Source organism: Achromobacter sp. ACM03 (assembly GCF_014851665.1).
GTDB lineage: Bacteria > Pseudomonadota > Gammaproteobacteria > Burkholderiales > Burkholderiaceae_B > Achromobacter > Achromobacter aegrifaciens.
In genome coordinates this window covers 811,728-830,405 of record NZ_JACVAD010000002.1, presented here as the reverse complement: position 1 = coordinate 830,405, position 18,678 = coordinate 811,728, and the positions used below count along the sequence as shown (strand labels likewise).

Here is an 18,678-nt window from a genome sequence, read left to right as displayed (position 1 = left end):
CGTGGCGGGTGCCCTGCGCCCGTTCCAGCCAGGCTGGCTTAGCCGTTGGCGACGGCTTCGTAGCCGGCGGCGTCGAGCAGCTTGTCGGCGTCGGCGGCGTTGACCGGCTTGATCTTGAAGATCCAGGCGGTGAAGGCCGATTCGTTGATCAGGTTGGGATTGTTTTCCAGCTCTTCGTTGAACGCGACGATCTCGCCAGCCACGGGAGCGTAGATGTCCGAAGCGGCCTTGACCGATTCGACCACGCCAGCGGTTTCACCGGCGTTCAGCTTGGCGCCGACCTTCACGTCGCCAACGAAGACCAGGTCGCCCAATTGATCCTGGGCGGTATCGGTGATGCCGACGACGAACACATCGCCTTCGGCTTTGACCCATTCATGGGACTCGGTGTACTTGCGATCGGTGGGCAGACTCATGGGAACTCCTGAGGGAATGCGGGTAGATGAATGGTGTTGCGCGCCTCGCGCGGGCGGCCGTCGCCCCAGGGGCCGGCGGCTCGCGCGAAGCTTCGAGTTTACGAGTGTTCGACCGCTTTGCCGTTACGCACGAACGGCAATTTGCAGGCCAGGGCGGGCACCCACTTACCGCGGATGTCGACCTCGACCGTGTCGCCCGGCTTGACGCCTTGAGGCAGACGGGCAAAGCCGATCGATACGCCCAGCGTGGGCGACATGGTGCCGCTGGTGAGCTCGCCCGTGCCTTCCTTGGTGCGCACGGCCATGTGCGCGCGCATCACGCCGCGTTCTTGCAGCTTCAGGCCGATGAAGGTGGCGGGGGTAGCGAATTGTTCCAGCGCGTCGCGGCCGATGAAGCGGCGCTCGGCGTTCTTCAGGGACACGGTCCAGGTCAGGCCGGCCTGGTCGGGCTGGGTCAGCTCGTCCATGTCCTGGCCGTACAGATTCATGCCGGCTTCCAGGCGCAGCGTGTCGCGCGCGCCCAGGCCGCAGGGCCGCACGCCCTGGGCGACCAGGTCGCGCCACAGCTGCACGACTTCGGCGGCCGGCAGCACGATTTCAAAGCCGTCCTCGCCGGTGTAGCCGGTACGGGCCACCAGGGTGTCGTCGCCCACGCGGGCGGCCACGAAGGGGGTAAGCGGCTCGCTGGCGGCCTGCCAGGCCGGGCGCGCGGCCCAGACCTTGGCGCGGGCGTTGGGGCCTTGCACGGCCACCATGGCCAGATCGCGGCGCGGCGTGATGGCAACGTCGAACTGGCCAGCCTGCTTGACGCGCTGCATCCAGGCGACGTCCTTGTCGGCCGTGCCTGCGTTGACCACGACGCGCCATTCGTCGGCGGCGAAGAAATAGATGATCAGGTCGTCGATCACGCCGCCTTGCGGGTTCAGCATGCAGCTGTACAACGCCTTGCCGGGCACGGTCAGCTTGGACACGTCGTTGGCGACCAGGCGCTGCAGGAAGGCGAACGCGTCGGGACCGGCCACGTCGACGTTCAGCATGTGCGACACATCGAACATGCCGGCGTCCTGGCGCACGGCGTGGTGCTCTTCCAGCTGCGAACCGTAGGCCAGCGGCATGTCCCAGCCGCCGAAGTCGACCATGCGGGCGCCAGAGGCGATGTGTTCTTCGGCCAGCGGGGTGCGTTTGAGGGTTGCGGACATGCGCGGAAACTCCGGGGCGGCAGTGTTGCCAGGGTTACGGAATGCCAGTGGTGCCAAGCGGGGTGCGCTTGTACAACGGCTGAATCTTCCGCCCCTCTGTCCTTTTGCCTGAGAGTTGCCCCGCATGGCGGGTTTGCACCTTCGGCGCCTGGGCTGCTCGCTATGTCCCTAGTTCAGGGTCGGCGCCAGGTCTCTCCAGAGTACTGTTTTGCCGCGTCCGCACGGTGAGAAAACCGGGACAGGGCAAGCATGGGCGGTATGGGTTACCTGAGCGATTCCGGGCGAATTGCGCCTTCGGCGGCGGCCGGACGTACAGGCCGCTCTCTCCCGCAACATGCGTGACAGCGGCGCAAGCATACAACGAAAGCCGCGGCCAGGGAATGCCCGCGGCGGCTCAGCCCAGCGCCGTGTCCAGCAGCATCATCAGCACGAAACCCAGCATCAGGCCGCAGGTCGCGTAGACCTCATGCCCCTTGCGGTGCGATTCTGGGATGATCTCGTGGCTGATCACGAACAGCATGGCGCCTGCGGCAAAACCCAGGCCCCAGGGCAGAAGCGGCTCGGACCAGCCGACCACTGCGGCGCCGAGCACCGCGCCCAGCGGCTCGACCAGGCCGGACAGCATGCCCAGCGCCACCGCGAAGGCGCGCTGATAGCCCGCCGCCAGCAGCGCCACCGCCACCACCAGCCCTTCGGGAATGTCCTGGATCGCAATGCCGGTGGCCAGCGCGGTGCCGCGCATGGCGTCGTTGCCCGCGTAGCCCACGCCTATGGCCAGGCCTTCCGGCAGGTTATGCAGGGTGATGGCGAAGACGAACAGCCAAGTGCGGCGCAGGCGGTGCGCCTCGATGCCTTCCCGGCCCTTGATGAAATGTTCGTGCGGCAGGGTACGGTCCATGAGCAGCAGCACCGCCGCCCCCAGCAGTACGGCCGCGCCCACCGTCAAGCCGGCGCCCCAGGGGCCATAGCCCAGGTCGCGGCCCGCGGCGATGCCCGGCGCCACCAGCGAGAAGGCGCTGGCGGCCAGCATCACGCCGGCGCCGAAGCCGAACATGCTGTCCTGCATTTTCTGGGGGATGGTCCGGGCAAACAGGATGGGCAAAGTACCCAGGGCAGTAGCGCCCGCGGCCACCAGCCCGCCCAGGAGGGCATCGGCCACGTGCGGCGCGCGCACGTCCAGATAGGCCCACAACTGGTGCAGGCCCAGGCATGCCACCAATACGGCCAGGGTCCACACGCTGATGCTGGTGGCCGCCGGCCGCACGCGATGACGGCTGAAGGTATTCATGTGCCGCTGCCCTCCTTGCGAGAGATGCGCTCAGCGCTGGGCTGCCGCGTAGCGGCGCGCCACTTCAGGCCAATTCACGACATTGTAAAAGGCGCCGATGTACTCGGGCCTGCGGTTCTGGTACTTCAGGTAGTAGGCGTGCTCCCACACGTCCAGTCCCAGGATGGGCGTGTTGCCGTGTATCAGGGGGCTGTCCTGGTTGGCGCTGCTTTCCACCGCAAGCTTGCCGGCCGGCGTGACCGAGAGCCAGGCCCAGCCGCTGCCGAAGCGGGTCAGCGCAGCCTTGGTGAACGCGTCGCGGAAGGCGGCCTGCCCGCCCAGTTCGGACTCGATGGCCGCTGCCAATGCGCCGTCCGGCTCACCCCCGCCCTCGGGCGACATGACCGACCAGAACAGGCTGTGGTTGGCGTGGCCCCCGCCGTGGTTGCGCACGGCGCCGCGGATGGCTTCGGGCAACTGCTCCAGCCGCGCCACCAGGGACTCGACCGGCTCGTTGGTGACGATGCCCGCACCTTCCAGCGCGGCGTTCAGGCTGTTGACGTAGGTCTGATGGTGCTTGCTGTAGTGGATCTCCATCGTCATCGCGTCGATGTGAGGTTCCAGGGCGTCGTAGGCATACGGCAGGGGCGGAAGAGTGTAGGCCATGCATGTCTCCGTTGGATCCGCCCCCCGATTCAGGGTTTGGATCAATATCAAAAACATAAATGATAAGTATTTTTATTTGATATAACAATGGCAGGCTTCCAATACCTGCCATAGCGCCGGCCTATCGGCGCCCTGTCCCGCCAGAGGACGCTATAGCGCCTTGCCGCAGGCCACGCCCGAAGCCCAGGCCCACTGGAAGTTGTAGCCGCCCAGCCAGCCCGTGACGTCCACGGCTTCGCCGATGAAATAGAGGCCGGCGACGGTCTTGGCCTGCATGGACTTCTGGTCCAGCCCGCGCGTGTCCACGCCGCCGCGCATGACTTCGGCCTTCTTGTAGCCGGCCGTGCCGCTGGGCACCAGGCTCCATTGATGGATGTCCTGGGCCAGCGTGCGCAAGGTCTTGTCCGGCGCGTCGGCCAGGCGCAGCGCCGCCAGGCCCGGCTTGCCGCCCTGCTCCGCCAGGTGCAGCCAGCGGTCGGCCAGGCGCTTGGGCCAGAGGCCCGCCAGGACGGTATGCAGCTGCTGCCGGTTGCCCGACTTCGACGCCAGCAGTTCTTCCGCCAGATCGCGGCCAGGCGCCAGATCGATCACGATGGGCTCCCCAGGTTTCCAGTAGCTGGAGATCTGCAGAATGGCAGGTCCGGACAGGCCGCGATGGGTAAAGAGCAGGTCCTCGAGGAACTCGCCGCGCGCCTTGCCCTGCCCCGTGTGCAGATTGACCTCCAGCGCCACGCCGGACAATTCGGAAAGGGACCGCCACTGCTCGGCATCGAAGGTCAGCGGCACCAGGGCGGGACGCGGTTCCACGACCTTCAGGCCGAACTGCCGCGCGATCTTCAGGCCAAAATCGGTGGCGCCCAGTTGGGGAATGGCCATGCCGCCGGTCGCGATCACCAGTTTCGCGGCGCGGATCGTGCCCTGGCTGGTGTGCAGCTCGTAACCCTGCTCGCCATGGCCGATCTCGGCCACCGAGCATCCCATGCGCCACTGCACCCTGCCCGCGTCGCACTCCGCGCGCAGCATTTCGATGATGGATTCGCTGGAATCGTCGCAGAACAGCTGGCCGCGATGCTTCTCATGCCAGGCGATGTGGTGGCGCTTCATCAGCGCCAGGAAATCCTGCGGCGTGTAACCGGCCAAGGCCGAACGGCAGAAATGCGGATTGTCGGAGAGGAAGTTGGCGGGGCCGGCGCCGATATTGGTGAAGTTGCAGCGGCCGCCGCCGGAAATGCGGATCTTCTCCGCCAGGCGCTCGGCGTGGTCGACCAGCACCACGCGCAAGCCGCGCTGGCCGGCGACCGCGGCACACATCATGCCCGCGGCGCCGGCGCCGAGTACTGCTACATCGAACATCAGTCTTCGATCAGGCAGTCGACGTAATAGCGCTTTTCGCCATCCGGACCCACTTCGTCGGCCAGGCCGTGGATGTAGGTTTCGAAGCCCGGGAAGCGCTGGTTGAACTCGCGCGCGAACTGCAGGTACTGGACGATGGTGCGGTTGAAGCGTTCGCCCGGGATCAAGAGCGGGATGCCCGGAGGATACGGGGTCAGCAGCACGCCGGTGACGCGGCCTTCGAGCTTGTCGATGTCGACGCGCTCGACCTCGCGGTGCGCCATGCGGGCGAAGGCATCCGACGGCTTGAGGGCCGGCACCATGTCGCTCAGGTACATCTCGGTGGTCAGGCGGGCCACGTCACGCGCGCGATAGGCTTCGTGGATCTCCTGGCACAAGTCGCGCAGGCCCATGCGCTCGTAGCGGCGATGGTCGCGGCAGAATTCCGGCAGGATGCGCCACAGCGGCTGGTTGCGGTCGTAGTCGTCCTTGAATTGCTGCAAGGCGGTCAGCAGCGTGTTCCAGCGGCCCTTGGTGATGCCGATGGTGAACAGGATGAAGAACGAATACAGGCCGGTCTTCTCGACCACCACGCCGTGCTCGGTCAGGTACTTGGAGACCAGCGCGGCGGGAATGCCGGTTTCGCCGAAGCTGCCCGACATATCCAGGCCCGGGGTGATGATGGTGGCCTTGATCGGGTCCAGCATGTTGAAGCCTTCGGCCATTTCGCCGAAGCCATGCCAGTGGTCGTTGGACTCCAGGATCCATTCGTCGCGGTTGCCGATGCCTTCCGAAACCAGGCGGTTCGGCCCCCAGACCTTGAACCACCAGTCGTTCTTGCCGAATTCGGATTCCACCTTGCGCATGGCGCGACGGAAGTCCAGGGCTTCGCGGATGCTTTCCTCGACCAGCGCGGTGCCTCCCGGCGGCTCCATCATGGCGGCGGCCACGTCGCAGGACGCGATGATCGCGTACTGGGGCGAGGTGGACGTGTGCATCAGGTAGGCTTCGTTGAAGACGTTGCGGTCCAGCTTGCGGGTCTCGGACTCCTGCACGATGATCTGCGAGGCCTGCGAAATGCCGGCCAGCAGCTTGTGCGTGGAGTGGGTGGCGAACACCATCGCGTCCTGGCTGCGCGGACGGTCCTGGCCGATGGCGTGCATGTCCTGGTAGTACTCGTGGAACGACGCGTGCGGCAGCCAGGCTTCGTCGAAGTGCAGCGTGTCGACGTAGCTCCCCAGCTGCTTCTTGATCATTTCGACGTTGTAGATGACGCCGTCGTAGGTGCTCTGCGTCAGCGTCAGGATGCGCGGGTTCTTGTTCACCGCTTCGCGCGCGAAGGGGTTGGCCTCGATCTTCTTGCGGATGTTGTCCGGGTGGAATTCTTCCAGCGGAATCGGACCGATGATGCCCAGGTGGTTGCGCGTGGGACGCAGGAACACCGGAATCGCGCCCGTCATCGTGATGGCGTGCAGGATCGACTTGTGGCAGTTGCGGTCCACCACCACCACGTCGCCCGCGGCCACGTTGGCATGCCACACCACCTTGTTGGAGGTGGAGGTGCCGTTGGTCACGAAGAAACAGTGGTCGGCGTGGAAGATGCGCGCGGCGTTCAGTTCGGATTCGGCCACGGGACCGGTGTGGTCCAGCAGCTGGCCCAGTTCGTCCACGGCGTTGCAGACGTCTGCGCGCAGCATGTTCTCGCCGAAGAACTGGTGGAACATCTGGCCCACCGGGCTCTTCAGGAACGCCACGCCGCCGGAGTGGCCGGGGCAGTGCCAGGAGTACGAGCCGTCCTGCGCGTACTTGACCAGTTCACGGAAGAACGGCGGCGGCAGGCTGTCGACGTAGCTGCGGGCTTCGCGGATGATGTGGCGCGCCACGAATTCGGGGGTGTCCTCGAACATGTGGATGAAGCCGTGCAGCTCGCGCAGGATGTCGTTGGGGATGTGCTCGGACGTGCGCGTCTCGCCGTACAGGTAGATGGGGATGTCGGCATTGCGGAAACGCAGCTCGCCGATGAAGGCGCGCAGGTTCTTGATGGCGCTGGCCACGTCCTCGGGCGAATCCACGTCGAATTCTTCGTCGTCGATCGACAGGATGAAGGCGCTGGCCCGGCTCTGCTGCTGGGCGAACGAGCTCAGGTCGCCGTAACTGGTCACCCCGATCACCTCGACGCCCTCGGCCTCGATCGCCGCGGACAAGGCGCGGATACCCAGACCGGACGCGTTCTCGGAACGGTAGTCTTCGTCGATGATGAAAATGGGGAAGCGGAATTTCATGCAGGCGCTCCTGGGGGCAAGGCGGGTTCGGACGCGTAACGCGGCGCGAGTGTACTTCTAGTAAAAATCCGCCTGATGACAGACGGCGCGAGCACCCGCCAGGGCGGCGGGAATGGCCGAATTGTAGGGCTGTTTTTCTTACAGTCCTAAGGGAAATCCCGGAATGGCCCGGACGGCCGTTGTCATCGCGCCAAAAGCGGACGTTTTCAGCACAGAGAGCCGGGCCGCACGGGGAAGCAAACCGGGCGCCCGAAGCGCCGGGACGCTAGCGGATGGTGCGGGCCTCGCCCGCCTGCAAGGCCATCAGGAACTGTTCGAAATAAGGTGGGATGGCCTCGGCGGAGCCGTAACGGATGCGCCTTTCGACCTTGGCGATGGCGCCGAAGCAGACCTCGGAATCGGGCTCGCCGCAGACCAGCACCACTGGGTCCTCGTCATCGCACACTTCGTAGAGGCCGCCATACGCGCGGCGTCCCACCTCGTAGAGGTAGGCGGCGGCGCCGACGGTCTGCATGGGAGTGAGAGGCAAGGTCCCGAGATGGGCGGCCTCCAGCGCTTCGTCCAGCGCATGGACGCTGGATGGCGTGTAATCCAGCACGGCGCCAGCCGAGCCGGCTGCCTGGACGAAGTCCTGCGCAGCACCCGCCACGCGCGCCACGAACTCTTCCTGGACTTCGTCGCGCTTGGCGTCCTGGTTTGTCTTGAGGAAACCGAACATCATTGGCTCCTTTGTGAAAACCGCAAGCGGCGTTAGGACCATTATAGGCAGCGCGTCCCCCTATACTGGCGAATCCACCGCCGAACGTTCCCTATTCCCAACACTTGCCGACCATGTCCCCGATCACCGTCCGACGCCTTGTTCCCGCCGACGCGGCGCCGCTGCGCCAATTGCGCCTGGACGCCCTGGTGGAAACCCCTGAATCGTTCGGATCGAGTTACGAAGAGGAACACACGCTGACATTGGAGGATATCCGCGGCTGGATCCAGCCTTCGGACGACAGCGCAATGTTTGGCGCGTTCTGCGGCGGGGTCCTGGCCGGCATGGTCGGCGTGGGCCGCCAGCGCAAACTGAAGATGCGCCACAAAGCGCACATCTGGAGCATGTACGTGGCGCCGGCGCAGCGCGGTCAGGGCCTGGCCCGGCAACTGATGCAGGCGGCGATCGCCCATGCCTCGGGCATGCGCGGCATCCGCCAGGTGCAGCTGAGCGTGACCGCCAACAATCAGGCGGCCACCGCGCTGTATCTAAGCCTGGGCTTTGCCGAATACGGGCGCGAGCGCGAAGCGCTATGCGTGAACGGCGAACTCTACGACGAAGCGCTGATGGCGCTGCCGCTGGCCGGCAAGTAGCGGCGCCGCATCACGCCGCGCCAGTCCGGCGCCGCGTGCTGAACGCCCGCACCAGATTGCGGCCTTCGTCCTTGGCTTTGTAGAGCGCCTGATCCGCCGCCTTGATCACCGCGTCGGGCGCGCGCAGGGCGTCGCTGCGTTCGGCTACGCCTATGCTGACCGTCACCCGCAGCGGCCGCGCATTGCGCGCGTCGCGCCCGCCGCGGCGGCGCAGGCCGATCTGGTCGGCCTTGGGGCGCACCGGCTTGTCGCGCAGGCGCATCTGGTAGGCCTCGATGGAGCGCCTGACGCTTTCCAGGTGCGGCATGCTTTCCGCCGCGGTCTTGCCCGGGAACACCAGCGTGAATTCCTCGCCGCCGTAGCGGTAGGCCCGGCCGCCGCCCGGCACGCGCCGCAACTGCGCCGCCACCATGCGCAGGACCTGGTCGCCTACGTCATGCCCGTGGGTGTCGTTGAAAGCCTTGAAGTTGTCGACGTCGGCCATCGCCAGCGTATAGACGCGCCCCATGCGCTGCAGACGCTCGTTCAGCGCGCGCCGGCCCGGCAGGCCGGTCAGCTCGTCGCGAAACGCCATGTGGAAACCTTCGTGGGCCAGCGAGATGCACAGGGCCGTCAGCGCGGCGGTAGACATCAGCGCCAGTTCGACGGGATGCTCCGCCCCGCGCGGCAAGGCCCACGCCATGCACACGAATCCTAGCCACTGCCCCGCCTGCTGCGGACGCCCATAGCGCAGCAACAGCAGGGTCAGCGTCAGGCCCGTGGCCAGCAAGGCGATCAATCCTTCGATCGGCACGCTCAGGTGGGCCAACCTGCCCTGCACGGAGAGCATGCCAAGCAGATCATTCACGCCGTCCTTGCCGGCCAGCGCAATCGCCGCCGCGCCGGCGGCGATCATGCCGATGCGGGCGGCCAGGTCCAGCAACATGCTGGAGCGCTCGGACCACAGGGCGTTGATGGTGTAGGCCAGGGACCACCACGCCAGCGCCGGCCCGACGGCCCAGGGCGCTTCCGTGGCCAGCGCCGGCCAGGCCGCCGTGGCGGCCAGCACGCTGAGCATCAGCACCATGGTCTGTGCGCGCTGGTACATCAGGCACACCGCAACGCCGATCAGCGCCATCACCCAAGGCACGAACGGCACGATCTGCGTCAAGGCCGGCGGCCATTCGCGCCACAGCAGCAGCCCCACCGCAGCGGCCACCGGCAGCGCAGGATAGAACAACAAAGGCAGCCAGGGGATATGGGGGTAACGCACGGGTCGGGGCTTTTTTACGCTTGCGGAGATGACGTCGCCAAATCGGCAAACACATGTACTGTCATTTACGGACGCGGCCGCGATGTTCTTTAGCGGCTTTGCAAGTAACACCGCGCGCCGCGGCCATGATATGTTTTTTTCTTCACTCAGCAGACGGCCCCCCAATGCACATCCTGGTCAACATCGACGTGCCCGATCTCGAACACGCCATCGACTTCTATCAACGCGCGTTCGGCCTGACGCTGCGACGCCGGATAGGACCGACGGTGGCCGAGATGGCAGGGGCCGAGGCGCCCATCTATCTGCTGGAAAAGGCGGCGGGTACGCCTGCCGCCGGCGCCACGCGCCAGCCGCGCGACTATGCGCGGCACTGGACGCCGGTGCATCTGGACGTGGTGGTGGAGGACGCGGACCGCGCGGTCGCACAGGCGGTGGCCGCTGGCGCGCGCCTGGAAGACCCGGCCGTCTCGCACAACTGGGGCCGCATCGCCCACCTGAGCGATCCCTACGGTCACGGTATCTGCATCCTGCAGTTCCTGGGCCGGGGCTACGATGAGCTGTCCACGCCGCAGCTGCAATACGCCCCGGTCTCGGAAGCGGATTTCGAAGACCTGCTGGCGCTGCGCATCGAAGCCATGCGCGAAAGCCTGGAGCGCCTGGGGCGCTTCGATCCTGAACGCGCGCGCTCGCGGCTGCGCAGCACATTCCGGCCGGAACACACCTGGTCCATCGAGCAAGATGGCCAGCGGATCGGGTTTTACGCGCTGCGCCCGGAGGGTGACGGCTTGCGCCTGGACCATCTGTACATCCGCCCCGCCGCGCAGGGTTCGGGGCTGGGCGGACAGGTCATGCGCAAGATCCTGCAGGAGGCCGACCGCCTGGGGCTGGCGGTAAGCCTGGGCGCGCTGCGCGACAGCGATTCCAACCGCTTCTACCGCCGGCACGGGTTCGTGCAGACGGGCGAAAGCGAGTGGGATATCGACTACCTGCGTCCGGCGCCGCGGCGCGCGGACTGAGACTTCAGGTGCGCGGCAGGGTCACGCCCCGCTGGCCCTGGTACTTGCCGCCGCGATCGCGGTAAGAGGTCTCGCAGACTTCGTCGCTTTCCAGGAACAGCATCTGCGCGCAGCCTTCGCCCGCGTAGATCTTGGCCGGCAGCGGCGTGGTGTTCGAGAACTCCAGCGTCACGTGGCCCTCCCATTCGGGTTCCAGCGGCGTGACGTTGACGATGATGCCGCAGCGCGCATAGGTGCTCTTGCCCAGGCAAACCGTCAGGACGCTGCGCGGGATGCGGAAGTACTCGACCGTGCGGGCCAGCGCGAAGGAATTGGGCGGGATGATGCAGACGTCGCCCTTGAAATCCACGAACGAACCTTCGTCGAAGTTCTTCGGATCGACGATGGTGGAATTGATGTTGGTGAAGATCTTGAACTCGTCCGCGCAGCGCACGTCGTAGCCGTAGCTGCTGGTGCCGTAGCTGACGATACGCCCGCCATTGGCCGTGCGGACCTGCCCTGCTTCGAAGGGTTCGATCATGCCGGCTTCGGCCTGGCGGCGGATCCAGCGGTCGCTTTTGATGCTCATGGTGGGAATGGTGCTAGGGAATGGAATGGACGCCATTTTATCCCGAGTGCGGATGCGCCACCGGCGAGGGGCCGGGCGGGACCGTGCCGCCCGGTTCCGCCTCAGTTCCCCCAGAAGGTCCGGTAGACCAGCGCGATGCCGTTGACCGCCCCGCCCTTCAGGTCCACCGACAAGCCGCGCGCCAGCCTGTAGCTGGCGCGGCCGACGGTATCGCTTCCCGCCAGCGCCTGTTCCACGCTCAGGGTGATGCCGTTGGCGAAGGTCTTGCTGGCCACCAGGAATTGCGTCGCCAGCTGGCTGTCGCTGTCCCGGTTGACGTCGCCAGCCACCGTGCGGTCCGGCAGGATGCTGCCGGAGCTGCCGATGTTGCCCGTCTTGATGCTGACGTCGTCCAGGCCGAACTGCTTGTAGAACGGCTGCCCGCCGCCCAGCAGCGCGGTACCCACCGACATCAGCAGCGCCGCGTCGCCGCCGCTTTCGTCGGGGCCGCGGCCGAGCAGCAGCCAGGATAGCTTTTCCACGTCGCTGACGTCCGGGTACGACACCAGGTCGATGCGCGGCCGCTGCGCCGTGCCGACCACCTTGACGCCCGCCTCGACCTGTTCGCCCGTGCGCAGCGCCTCGATATCCAGCAAGGGGTTGTCCAGACGGCCCTGGAAGGTCAGCGTGCCGCGGCTCAGGCGCAGCTTCTGGCCGTAGGCTTCGATGCCGCCGCCACGGGTGCGCAGCGCGCCCACGCCGGTCAGGCGTCCATCGTTCAGCATGATCTGAATGGAGCCCAGCAGGCCGGCGTCCAGCCCCATGCCTGTGATGTAGAAGCGCGGCCCCATGTCGAACTTCAGGTTCATGCTGGTCTGCAGCGGCGTGGAGACGGTGCCGGGGTCATCGCCCGGCCGGCGCACCTTGACGTCATCGTCCAGCGACGGCACGCCCTGCAGGATTTCCAGGCTGAACCAGCCGGCGTCCGCCTTCAGGTCGCCCACGATGTCGATGCGCGGCATGGCCGCCTTCACGTCGATGACCCCGGACACCATGGCGTAGCGGTCCGAACGCTGCAGCGCCGGGAAGCGGTACAGGGTCAGCCGGATATCGCCGCCGCCATCGATGAAATTCCACTGCCCCTTGGCTTCGGCGTAGCCGCCCTTTGCCTCGGGATTGGTGGTGATCCATTCCTTGGTGCGCCATTCGGCCGGCATCACCCGCAACGAGGCCGGGAAGCGCAGGCTTTCCAGCACCACCCGGTCGCCGTCCAGGCGCGCGGACAAGGTGCCGTCGATCAGCCGTACGCCGTCGTCGATGCGCACCACGCGCAGCTTGTCGCCGCGGATGCTGCCGCTGGCCGACCATTTGCCCGCCAGGGTGCCCTGGGCTTCCAGATTGGCCTTGACCGTGCCGCCGACTTCCATCGAGTCGCCCACGAACAGGCCAACCCAGGCCAGGTCGGCGATATCCGCGTCCAGCTTGGCGCGCAGCGGCTGGCGCGGGTCCAGCGCCATGCCGCCCTTGGCGTCCACCACCAACACGGCGGTGCCGGTGCCGTTGATGAGGCCCATCTTGTCGGTGGCCAGACTGACCTTGGCGTCCAGGCGGCTGGCGTTGGCGGAGGTCGGCGTGGCGGTCAGGTCCAGCACCAGCGCCTTCAGTCCCAGCGGGATGGGAGGATCGCCCGGTATCAGCAGGTCGCCCTCGCGGCGCGCGATGCGCGCGCGGCCGCCCAGCCGGCCGTCGAACTTCAGGTCCCACAAGACGTCCAGCGCGATGCGGCGCTGGCCCTCGGGCACCATCGCGTTCACGCGGCCGGGCCGCTTGCCCAGCTTGGCCGCGGCCTCGGGATCGAAGGCGCCTATCACCTGGCGCGCCATGGCGGCCGTGATCACCAGGTTGTCGGCCTTGCCCGCCGTTTCCCAACGCTTGCCGCCCCCCCGCGAACCCTGGTGCGCCAGGACCACGCGCTCCTTGCCAGGCAGGGTCAGGCTCAGCGCCGTCTGCCCCACCTGCCACTGCCATTGCGGTTCCACGGCGGAAGGCACGAAAGCCAACGTAACCGGACGGTCCACGGCCACGGTGAAGCCGGCGGTCTCTGCCGTCAGCCTCGAGAACGTGCCGCGCCATCCCGGCAGGGCTGCGTCGGGCGTGCCGGCCGGCCCCTTGCCCCAGGAACCGGCAAAGACGATGTTGGCCTTGGCGGGCGCCTCGCCCAGCACGCCCGGGCGCGGCTTGGGCGGCGTGTAGCCGGCCGCGAGCTCGCCGCGGTGCGCAGCCAGCGTGCCCGCCAGCTTGCCTTTCAACTCCGCGCCGCCGGGGATGCCCGGCCAGAACGCGTCGAGCTGGGGCGCCTGGGCGTCCAGCGACAGCGCGCCGTCCTTGGCGTCCAGCTCGCCCCTGGCCTGGACCCGGTTGCGGCCCAGCTTCAGGTCCACGTCCAGGCCGTGGATGCGCAGCCCGGCCAGAGGATCGGCCTCGGGCAAGGCGGCACCGTTCGGCACGGCGGCGGATTCCGCGCTATTGGTCGCTGCGGCGATATCCACCTGGGCCTTGAGCGCGCCAGTCAGGGGCTGCTTGTTCCAGCGCGTGCCCTCTTCGAAGCGCAGATCGACCGCGGCGTGGCGTAGCCGGCTCAGGTTCTCGATGTCGGCTTGGACGTCGCCGCGCACGGTCAGGACCGCAGGCGGAACATCCTTGCCCAGCCAGGGCGACAAATCCAGGCGCTGGGCGCTTATCGTGCCCGCGATGCGGTCGCGGCCCGTCCCTTGCGTGCTATCGGATTGCAGGTCTAGCTGCGCGGCCAGGGTCGATTTGTCAGGCAGTTGCGCCTGCGCCCGGGCGCTGCGCAGCACCAGCGCCGTGCGCGGCGCAAGGTCGGCGGTCAGGTCCAGCAGCAGGCCGGAGCCCTCGCCCTCCAGCTTGGCCTGGATACCATCCAAGGAACCGGCGGCATCGGCGCGCAGCACCACCTGGCAGGCGGGCCGGGGCGGCTCGGAAGGCGTCGCCTTGGGATCTGTCCTGGCCCCGGCTTTGGATTCATCCTTGGGGTCGGCCTTGGCGCCAGGCTTGGGCTCAGGCTTCTTGGCAGCGCCCGCCTGACGCTCATACACGCCACTCAGCTTGTCGGCTTCGCACAGCGGGGAATCGGAGCCGGTCCCGCGCGCGGTCACGTCCAGGCGAGCGGCGAACGGCCAGGGATCGGCCATGCCTTGCAGTTCGGCCTGCCCGGAGATGTCCGCCTGCGCAGCCTCGTGGCCCACCCGCAGGCTGGCGATGCGCAACTGCGCGCCCTGCTTGCCCGCGGCGAAGGTGGCGTCCAGATTGCCCAGGGTCACGGGCAAGGGTTCGCCGTCCTGGTCCAACTGGAAGTCGCCCAACGCCACCCGGTCGATAGCGATGTCCACCGGCAGTTCGGGCAAGGAGAAAGGCTCGCCGTCGTCCTCGGCAGGCGCCGTCTCGGGTGTTGCGGTCAGGCCGATGTAAACCGAGCCCGCCGATACATCGCGCACGTGCAGCAGACGGTCGCCCAGGGCGCGCCAGTTCACGTCCAGGTGCAGGTCCGTGATGTCGACGCGGGTGCCGCTGACGTCCAGGTCCAGCTTGCCCACGGAGACGCCGCGCAACAGCGAGCCGCTCACGTCCAGCGCCTGGCCATTCAATTGCTGGGCGGCGGTGGTCAGGAGCAGCCGCGTGCCGTTCTGCGAACCGACCAGCCAGAACAGGAAGCCGCCCGCCAGCACGGCCAGCATGGCCAGGCCCGGCAACCACCACACCAGCACATGGCGCAGGAATTTGCGCAAGGCCTTCAAAACGCGATCCCCAAGGAAAAGTGCAGGCGCAGGTCGCGATCGCGCTGGCCGTAGGCCACGTCCAGGAACAAGGGCCCGGCCGGCGTGCGCACGCGGGCGCCTACGCCGTAGCCCACCGCCATCGACATGTCGCCGAACGATTCCGCGGCGTCGCCCGCGTCCACGAACACGCCCATGCCCCAGCGCTCATTGAAATAATGGTCGTACTCGATGCTGCCGACCAGCAGCGTGGGCGCGCCCACCACAGCGTCGTCTTGCTTCACGCCTATGCTCTGGTACTTGTAGCCGCGGATCGAACGCGCGCCGCCTGTGCGGAAACCGAAATCGTCCGGCACGCGCACCTTGCTGTTGGACCAGACCCGGCCGACTTCGCCGCGCACGGTCAGCACGTCCAGCTTGCCGATGGGCCACCATTTCTGGGCCCGCAGCCGGGCGCGGGTGTAGGGTTCGCCGGAGTCCAGCGTCACGCCCACGCCGCCGCCCACCGCGATCAGGTTGCCTTCGCGCGGGTCGTACTTGTTATCGACATCGCGGCGCAGCCATTCGGCCGTGGCGGTCAGGGTCGGCAGCTTGTACTGGTCGCCGCCGTCGATCTTCACGTGATCCTCCGCCAGCAGCAGGCCCCAGCGGGTCTCGTATTCGACCCGGCTATCGCCCGCGCCCTTGCGCTCCTGCAGGCGCGTAGCGCCCAGCGCGTAACGCGTCACGTCCAGCCCCTGGATGTCGGAGTGGTCGTACAGGACCCCGAAGGAATCCTTGTAGCCGCGCTGGTTCGGCGGCAACAGGAAGTCCGCGTAGGCGCGCTGCTGCAGCCGGTCCACGCTGAAGCCCGTCTCCAGGGTGACCGGCTGGCCAAAGACCACGTTCTGCCGGTACAGCGACTCCACGCGCAGGCCGGCCTCGTCGTCCACGCCTATCGATCCGGTGAACCGCTTGGGCGGCGCTTCCACCACCCGTACCTGCACCGGCAAGGTCACTTCGCCGTTCGAGTCGTAGGCGGGCGCAGGCGGCGGCATGCCGCCGGACACGGAAGGATCTCCCGCCGGCGTGGCAGCCGCCAGATCGGTCGAGCCCGGCGCGCGTGCGCGGTCGGCATTGGGCGCAGGAGTCGGCTGCGCCTGGCCCGGCTGCTCCAGCGACACGAACGCGCCGCGGAAGAACGCAGTGGATTGCAGGTCCTGCTGCCAGGTGTCCAGCTTGTTCTGGTCATAGGCGGCGCCCGGCGAGTAGCGCACATAGCGCTCCACCAGCTTCTCGGGCACCCGTTTCAGGCCTTCCGTGGTGAGTTCACCCATGCGCACCTGGGGGCCGCTGTCTATTGTGACGCGCAGGGCGGCCGATGCCGTATCGGCCTCGATTTCCGCCTGCGACGCGGTCATGCGCGCCAGCATGAAGTCACGCGAGGACACCGCGTCCAGCAGGTTCGACTTGGCCTTGTTCCAGTCGCTGTTGATGAAGGGCTGGCCCGTCTTGAGCTGCCAGTCGTCGCGCAGTTTCTGCACCCGCGCCGCGAACTCGGGCCGGGTGATGCGGCCGGTGAAGCTCAGGTCCACGGACGTAACGGTGGTGCGCTCGCCCGAAACGATACTGATGTCCCAGGTTTCTCCGCCGATATCGGTGCCGGCTTCGAGCTTCACCGTGGGCGAGAAATAGCCCTGGGTGGCCAGGGCCGCCAGCGTCGCGTCGCGCGCGCGCCGACGCAGGCGGTTGATTTCACCGCCGTCCTGGTCTTCCGCCAGCCGCGCGATCGCATCGACGGCTTCGGTAATCGCCTGCAGGGCGGCCGGCGGCACGCCGCCGGGGTCCACAATGATTTCCGGGCGCTTGGCCAACGCCTCGCCCGTCATCACAACAAGTCCTGCCAAGAAGGCGCGGGCTGCCCACCGCATGCGTCAGGTCGGTTGCTGCACGACGATGGACGGGAACTTCCCGGCCATGTCGCGGGGAAGCGCCGCCACGCCAGCTGCCAGCTTGCGGGCGATGCCGCGATACAGCGCCGCGGCTTCGCTGCCCGGATCCGACACCACGGTCGGCGAACCGGCATCGGTTTGCTCGCGGATCGCCAGCGTCAGCGGCAGGCTGCCCAGCCAGGGCGTCTGGTATTGCTCCGCCATGCGCTGGCCGCCGCCCTCGCCGAAGATATGCTCGGCATGGCCGCATTGCGAGCAGATGTGGATGGCCATGTTCTCGACCACGCCCAGGATCGGCACATCAACCTTCTGGAACATGCGCAAGCCCTTGCGCGCGTCCAGCAGCGCCACGTCCTGCGGCGTGGTGACGATGACGGCGCCCACCACCGGCACCTTCTGCGCCAGGGTCAGCGCCACGTCGCCCGTGCCGGGAGGCATGTCGACGATGAGGTAATCAAGATCGCGCCAATTGGTCTGGCGCAGCAGTTGCTCCAGCGCCTGCGTCACCATTGGGCCGCGCCAGATGGCGGGCGAGTCGGCGTCGATAAGGAAACCGATGGAGTTGGCCTGCAGGCCGTGGCCCGTGAGCGGCTCCATGCTCTTGTTGTCCAGGCTTTCGGGACGGCCCGAGATGCCCAGCATGGTCGGCACGCTGGGGCCGTAGATGTCGGCGTCCAGCACGCCCACCTTGGCGCCTTCCGCCGCCAGGGCCAGGGCCAGGTTCACGGCCGTGGTGCTCTTGCCCACGCCGCCCTTGCCGGACGCCACCGCAATAATGTTGCGCACATTGGGCAAGGGCTTCAGCCCTTTCTGCACGGCATGGGCGGCGACCTTCCAGCTCACCTCGACCTGGGCGTCGGCCACGCCGGCCGCGGCCAGCGCCGCCACGGCGATATCGCGGACCTGGGTGCGCGCGGCATCGGCCGGATACCCCAGCTCGAGCGCCAGCGAAACCCGTCCGCCTTCCAGCTTGATGTCACGATCTTTTACAGAAACGCCCAAATCCATACCGGTATTCGGGTCCTGCGCGGCGCGCAGCGCGGCGCGAATTTGTTCTATCGTTATACTCATGTCACTATGGTTCCGTAGGCAGCGCGGCTTCTGCGGCCCGCCATCCCCTAAAGGATAGCGGATACCCGGGAACCTTTCCCTGCGTTTTGCATCCGATCTTCATGACCAACACACTTATCCGCTTCTTTCGTGCCGTCCTATTCGCCGCCCTGGCCTTGATCGGCATGGCGATGGCGCTGGTGTTCATGCTTTCCACGGCGATCGCCGTGGCGATCCTGTACGTGGTCGCCAAGGTGCGCGGCAAACCTTTCGGCGTACGCGCCTATTGGAGCCAGCGCCAGGGCGCCCGCCCGGGACCGTTCCAGTCCGCCACCGCCCCCTTCGCCACGCAGCCGCGCGGCGACGTGATCGACGTCGAAGCCCGCGAAATCCGCTGACGGCGGCTTTCCAGCATGCTTGCGCCGCCCGCGGCGCAAGCGGACCGTGGGCTTGTGCGTCCGCGCGGCGGAATTGCCGTGTATTCGCGCCCATCCCCGCATTCTTTCGCAACCCGCCTGATTCGCCTGCCGCGAAGGGCGGGTTGAGCCATTGACGGGCCGCTGTCCGGCAAGTCTG

The 18,678-nt window shown here is 67.3% G+C and carries 15 protein-coding genes and 2 riboswitches; of the genes, 3 read left to right on the top strand and 12 right to left on the bottom strand.

Annotation, left to right across the window (positions count from 1 at the left end):
• Nucleotides 1–38: 38 nt before the first annotated feature.
• From gcvH to IB257_RS11975, 7 genes are all read right to left on the bottom strand, one after another.
• Nucleotides 39–416 (bottom strand): glycine cleavage system protein GcvH, encoded by a 378-nt coding sequence (gene gcvH / locus IB257_RS12005; protein WP_042795177.1) that lies wholly within the window; start codon nucleotides 414–416, stop codon nucleotides 39–41.
• A gap of 98 nt (nucleotides 417–514) precedes the next feature.
• Nucleotides 515–1,615 (bottom strand): glycine cleavage system aminomethyltransferase GcvT, encoded by a 1,101-nt coding sequence (gene gcvT, locus IB257_RS12000; protein ID WP_119450323.1) that lies wholly within the window; start codon nucleotides 1,613–1,615, stop codon nucleotides 515–517.
• Between the two features lie 86 nt (nucleotides 1,616–1,701).
• Nucleotides 1,702–1,824, bottom strand: a riboswitch (glycine riboswitch).
• 35 nt (nucleotides 1,825–1,859) lie between these two features.
• Nucleotides 1,860–1,955: riboswitch (glycine riboswitch) on the bottom strand.
• Between the two features lie 54 nt (nucleotides 1,956–2,009).
• The gene (locus tag IB257_RS11995; protein ID WP_054451994.1) at nucleotides 2,010–2,903 is read right to left on the bottom strand and encodes a ZIP family metal transporter; all 894 of its coding nucleotides are present in this window, start codon (nucleotides 2,901–2,903) and stop codon (nucleotides 2,010–2,012) included.
• 30 nt (nucleotides 2,904–2,933) lie between these two features.
• Nucleotides 2,934–3,548: a superoxide dismutase gene (locus IB257_RS11990; protein ID WP_175180588.1), complete on the bottom strand. Its 615-nt coding sequence runs from the start codon at nucleotides 3,546–3,548 to the stop codon at nucleotides 2,934–2,936.
• Between the two features lie 150 nt (nucleotides 3,549–3,698).
• Nucleotides 3,699–4,901, bottom strand: coding sequence for an NAD(P)/FAD-dependent oxidoreductase (locus IB257_RS11985; RefSeq protein ID WP_088154258.1), 1,203 nt, complete (start codon nucleotides 4,899–4,901; stop codon nucleotides 3,699–3,701).
• The gene (locus IB257_RS11980; protein WP_054451997.1) at nucleotides 4,901–7,162 is read right to left on the bottom strand and encodes an arginine/lysine/ornithine decarboxylase; all 2,262 of its coding nucleotides are present in this window, start codon (nucleotides 7,160–7,162) and stop codon (nucleotides 4,901–4,903) included. The genes IB257_RS11985 and IB257_RS11980 overlap by 1 nt, the downstream gene beginning before the upstream one ends.
• Before the next feature lie 265 nt (nucleotides 7,163–7,427).
• Nucleotides 7,428–7,880, bottom strand: coding sequence for a hypothetical protein (locus tag IB257_RS11975; RefSeq protein WP_054451998.1), 453 nt, complete (start codon nucleotides 7,878–7,880; stop codon nucleotides 7,428–7,430).
• Between the two features lie 113 nt (nucleotides 7,881–7,993).
• On the opposite strand from IB257_RS11975, the gene IB257_RS11970 reads away from it, so the two are divergent.
• Nucleotides 7,994–8,512 carry a GNAT family N-acetyltransferase gene (locus IB257_RS11970; protein ID WP_054452319.1) on the top strand — a complete coding sequence of 173 codons (519 nt, stop codon included), beginning with the start codon at nucleotides 7,994–7,996 and terminating at the stop codon, nucleotides 8,510–8,512.
• A gap of 10 nt (nucleotides 8,513–8,522) precedes the next feature.
• On the opposite strand, the gene IB257_RS11965 is transcribed toward IB257_RS11970, so the two are convergent.
• Complete coding sequence (locus IB257_RS11965; RefSeq protein WP_054451999.1) at nucleotides 8,523–9,764, bottom strand: diguanylate cyclase; 1,242 nt, start codon at nucleotides 9,762–9,764, stop codon at nucleotides 8,523–8,525.
• A gap of 164 nt (nucleotides 9,765–9,928) precedes the next feature.
• On the opposite strand from IB257_RS11965, the gene IB257_RS11960 reads away from it, so the two are divergent.
• The gene (locus IB257_RS11960) at nucleotides 9,929–10,780 is read left to right on the top strand and encodes a GNAT family N-acetyltransferase (protein ID WP_175161313.1); all 852 of its coding nucleotides are present in this window, start codon (nucleotides 9,929–9,931) and stop codon (nucleotides 10,778–10,780) included.
• 4 nt (nucleotides 10,781–10,784) lie between these two features.
• Here IB257_RS11960 and dcd read toward each other — a convergent pair whose 3' ends face one another.
• The 4 genes from dcd to apbC form a co-directional block, all read right to left on the bottom strand.
• On the bottom strand, nucleotides 10,785–11,348 hold the full coding sequence (dcd, locus tag IB257_RS11955; RefSeq protein WP_041654363.1) for a dCTP deaminase: 564 nt from the start codon (nucleotides 11,346–11,348) through the stop codon (nucleotides 10,785–10,787).
• A gap of 101 nt (nucleotides 11,349–11,449) precedes the next feature.
• Nucleotides 11,450–15,142 (bottom strand): translocation/assembly module TamB domain-containing protein, encoded by a 3,693-nt coding sequence (locus IB257_RS11950; protein WP_370540103.1) that lies wholly within the window; start codon nucleotides 15,140–15,142, stop codon nucleotides 11,450–11,452.
• On the bottom strand, nucleotides 15,139–17,031 hold the full coding sequence (locus IB257_RS11945; protein WP_119450329.1) for an autotransporter assembly complex family protein: 1,893 nt from the start codon (nucleotides 17,029–17,031) through the stop codon (nucleotides 15,139–15,141). The genes IB257_RS11950 and IB257_RS11945 overlap by 4 nt, the downstream gene beginning before the upstream one ends.
• Nucleotides 17,032–17,034: 3 nt before the next feature.
• Nucleotides 17,035–18,123 (bottom strand): iron-sulfur cluster carrier protein ApbC, encoded by a 1,089-nt coding sequence (gene apbC / locus IB257_RS11940; RefSeq protein WP_054452002.1) that lies wholly within the window; start codon nucleotides 18,121–18,123, stop codon nucleotides 17,035–17,037.
• Nucleotides 18,124–18,224: 101 nt separating this feature from the next.
• Between apbC and IB257_RS11935 the strand changes: the two genes are divergently transcribed.
• Nucleotides 18,225–18,500: a hypothetical protein gene (locus IB257_RS11935; protein WP_006226181.1), complete on the top strand. Its 276-nt coding sequence runs from the start codon at nucleotides 18,225–18,227 to the stop codon at nucleotides 18,498–18,500.
• The last annotated feature ends 178 nt before the right edge of the window (nucleotides 18,501–18,678 follow it).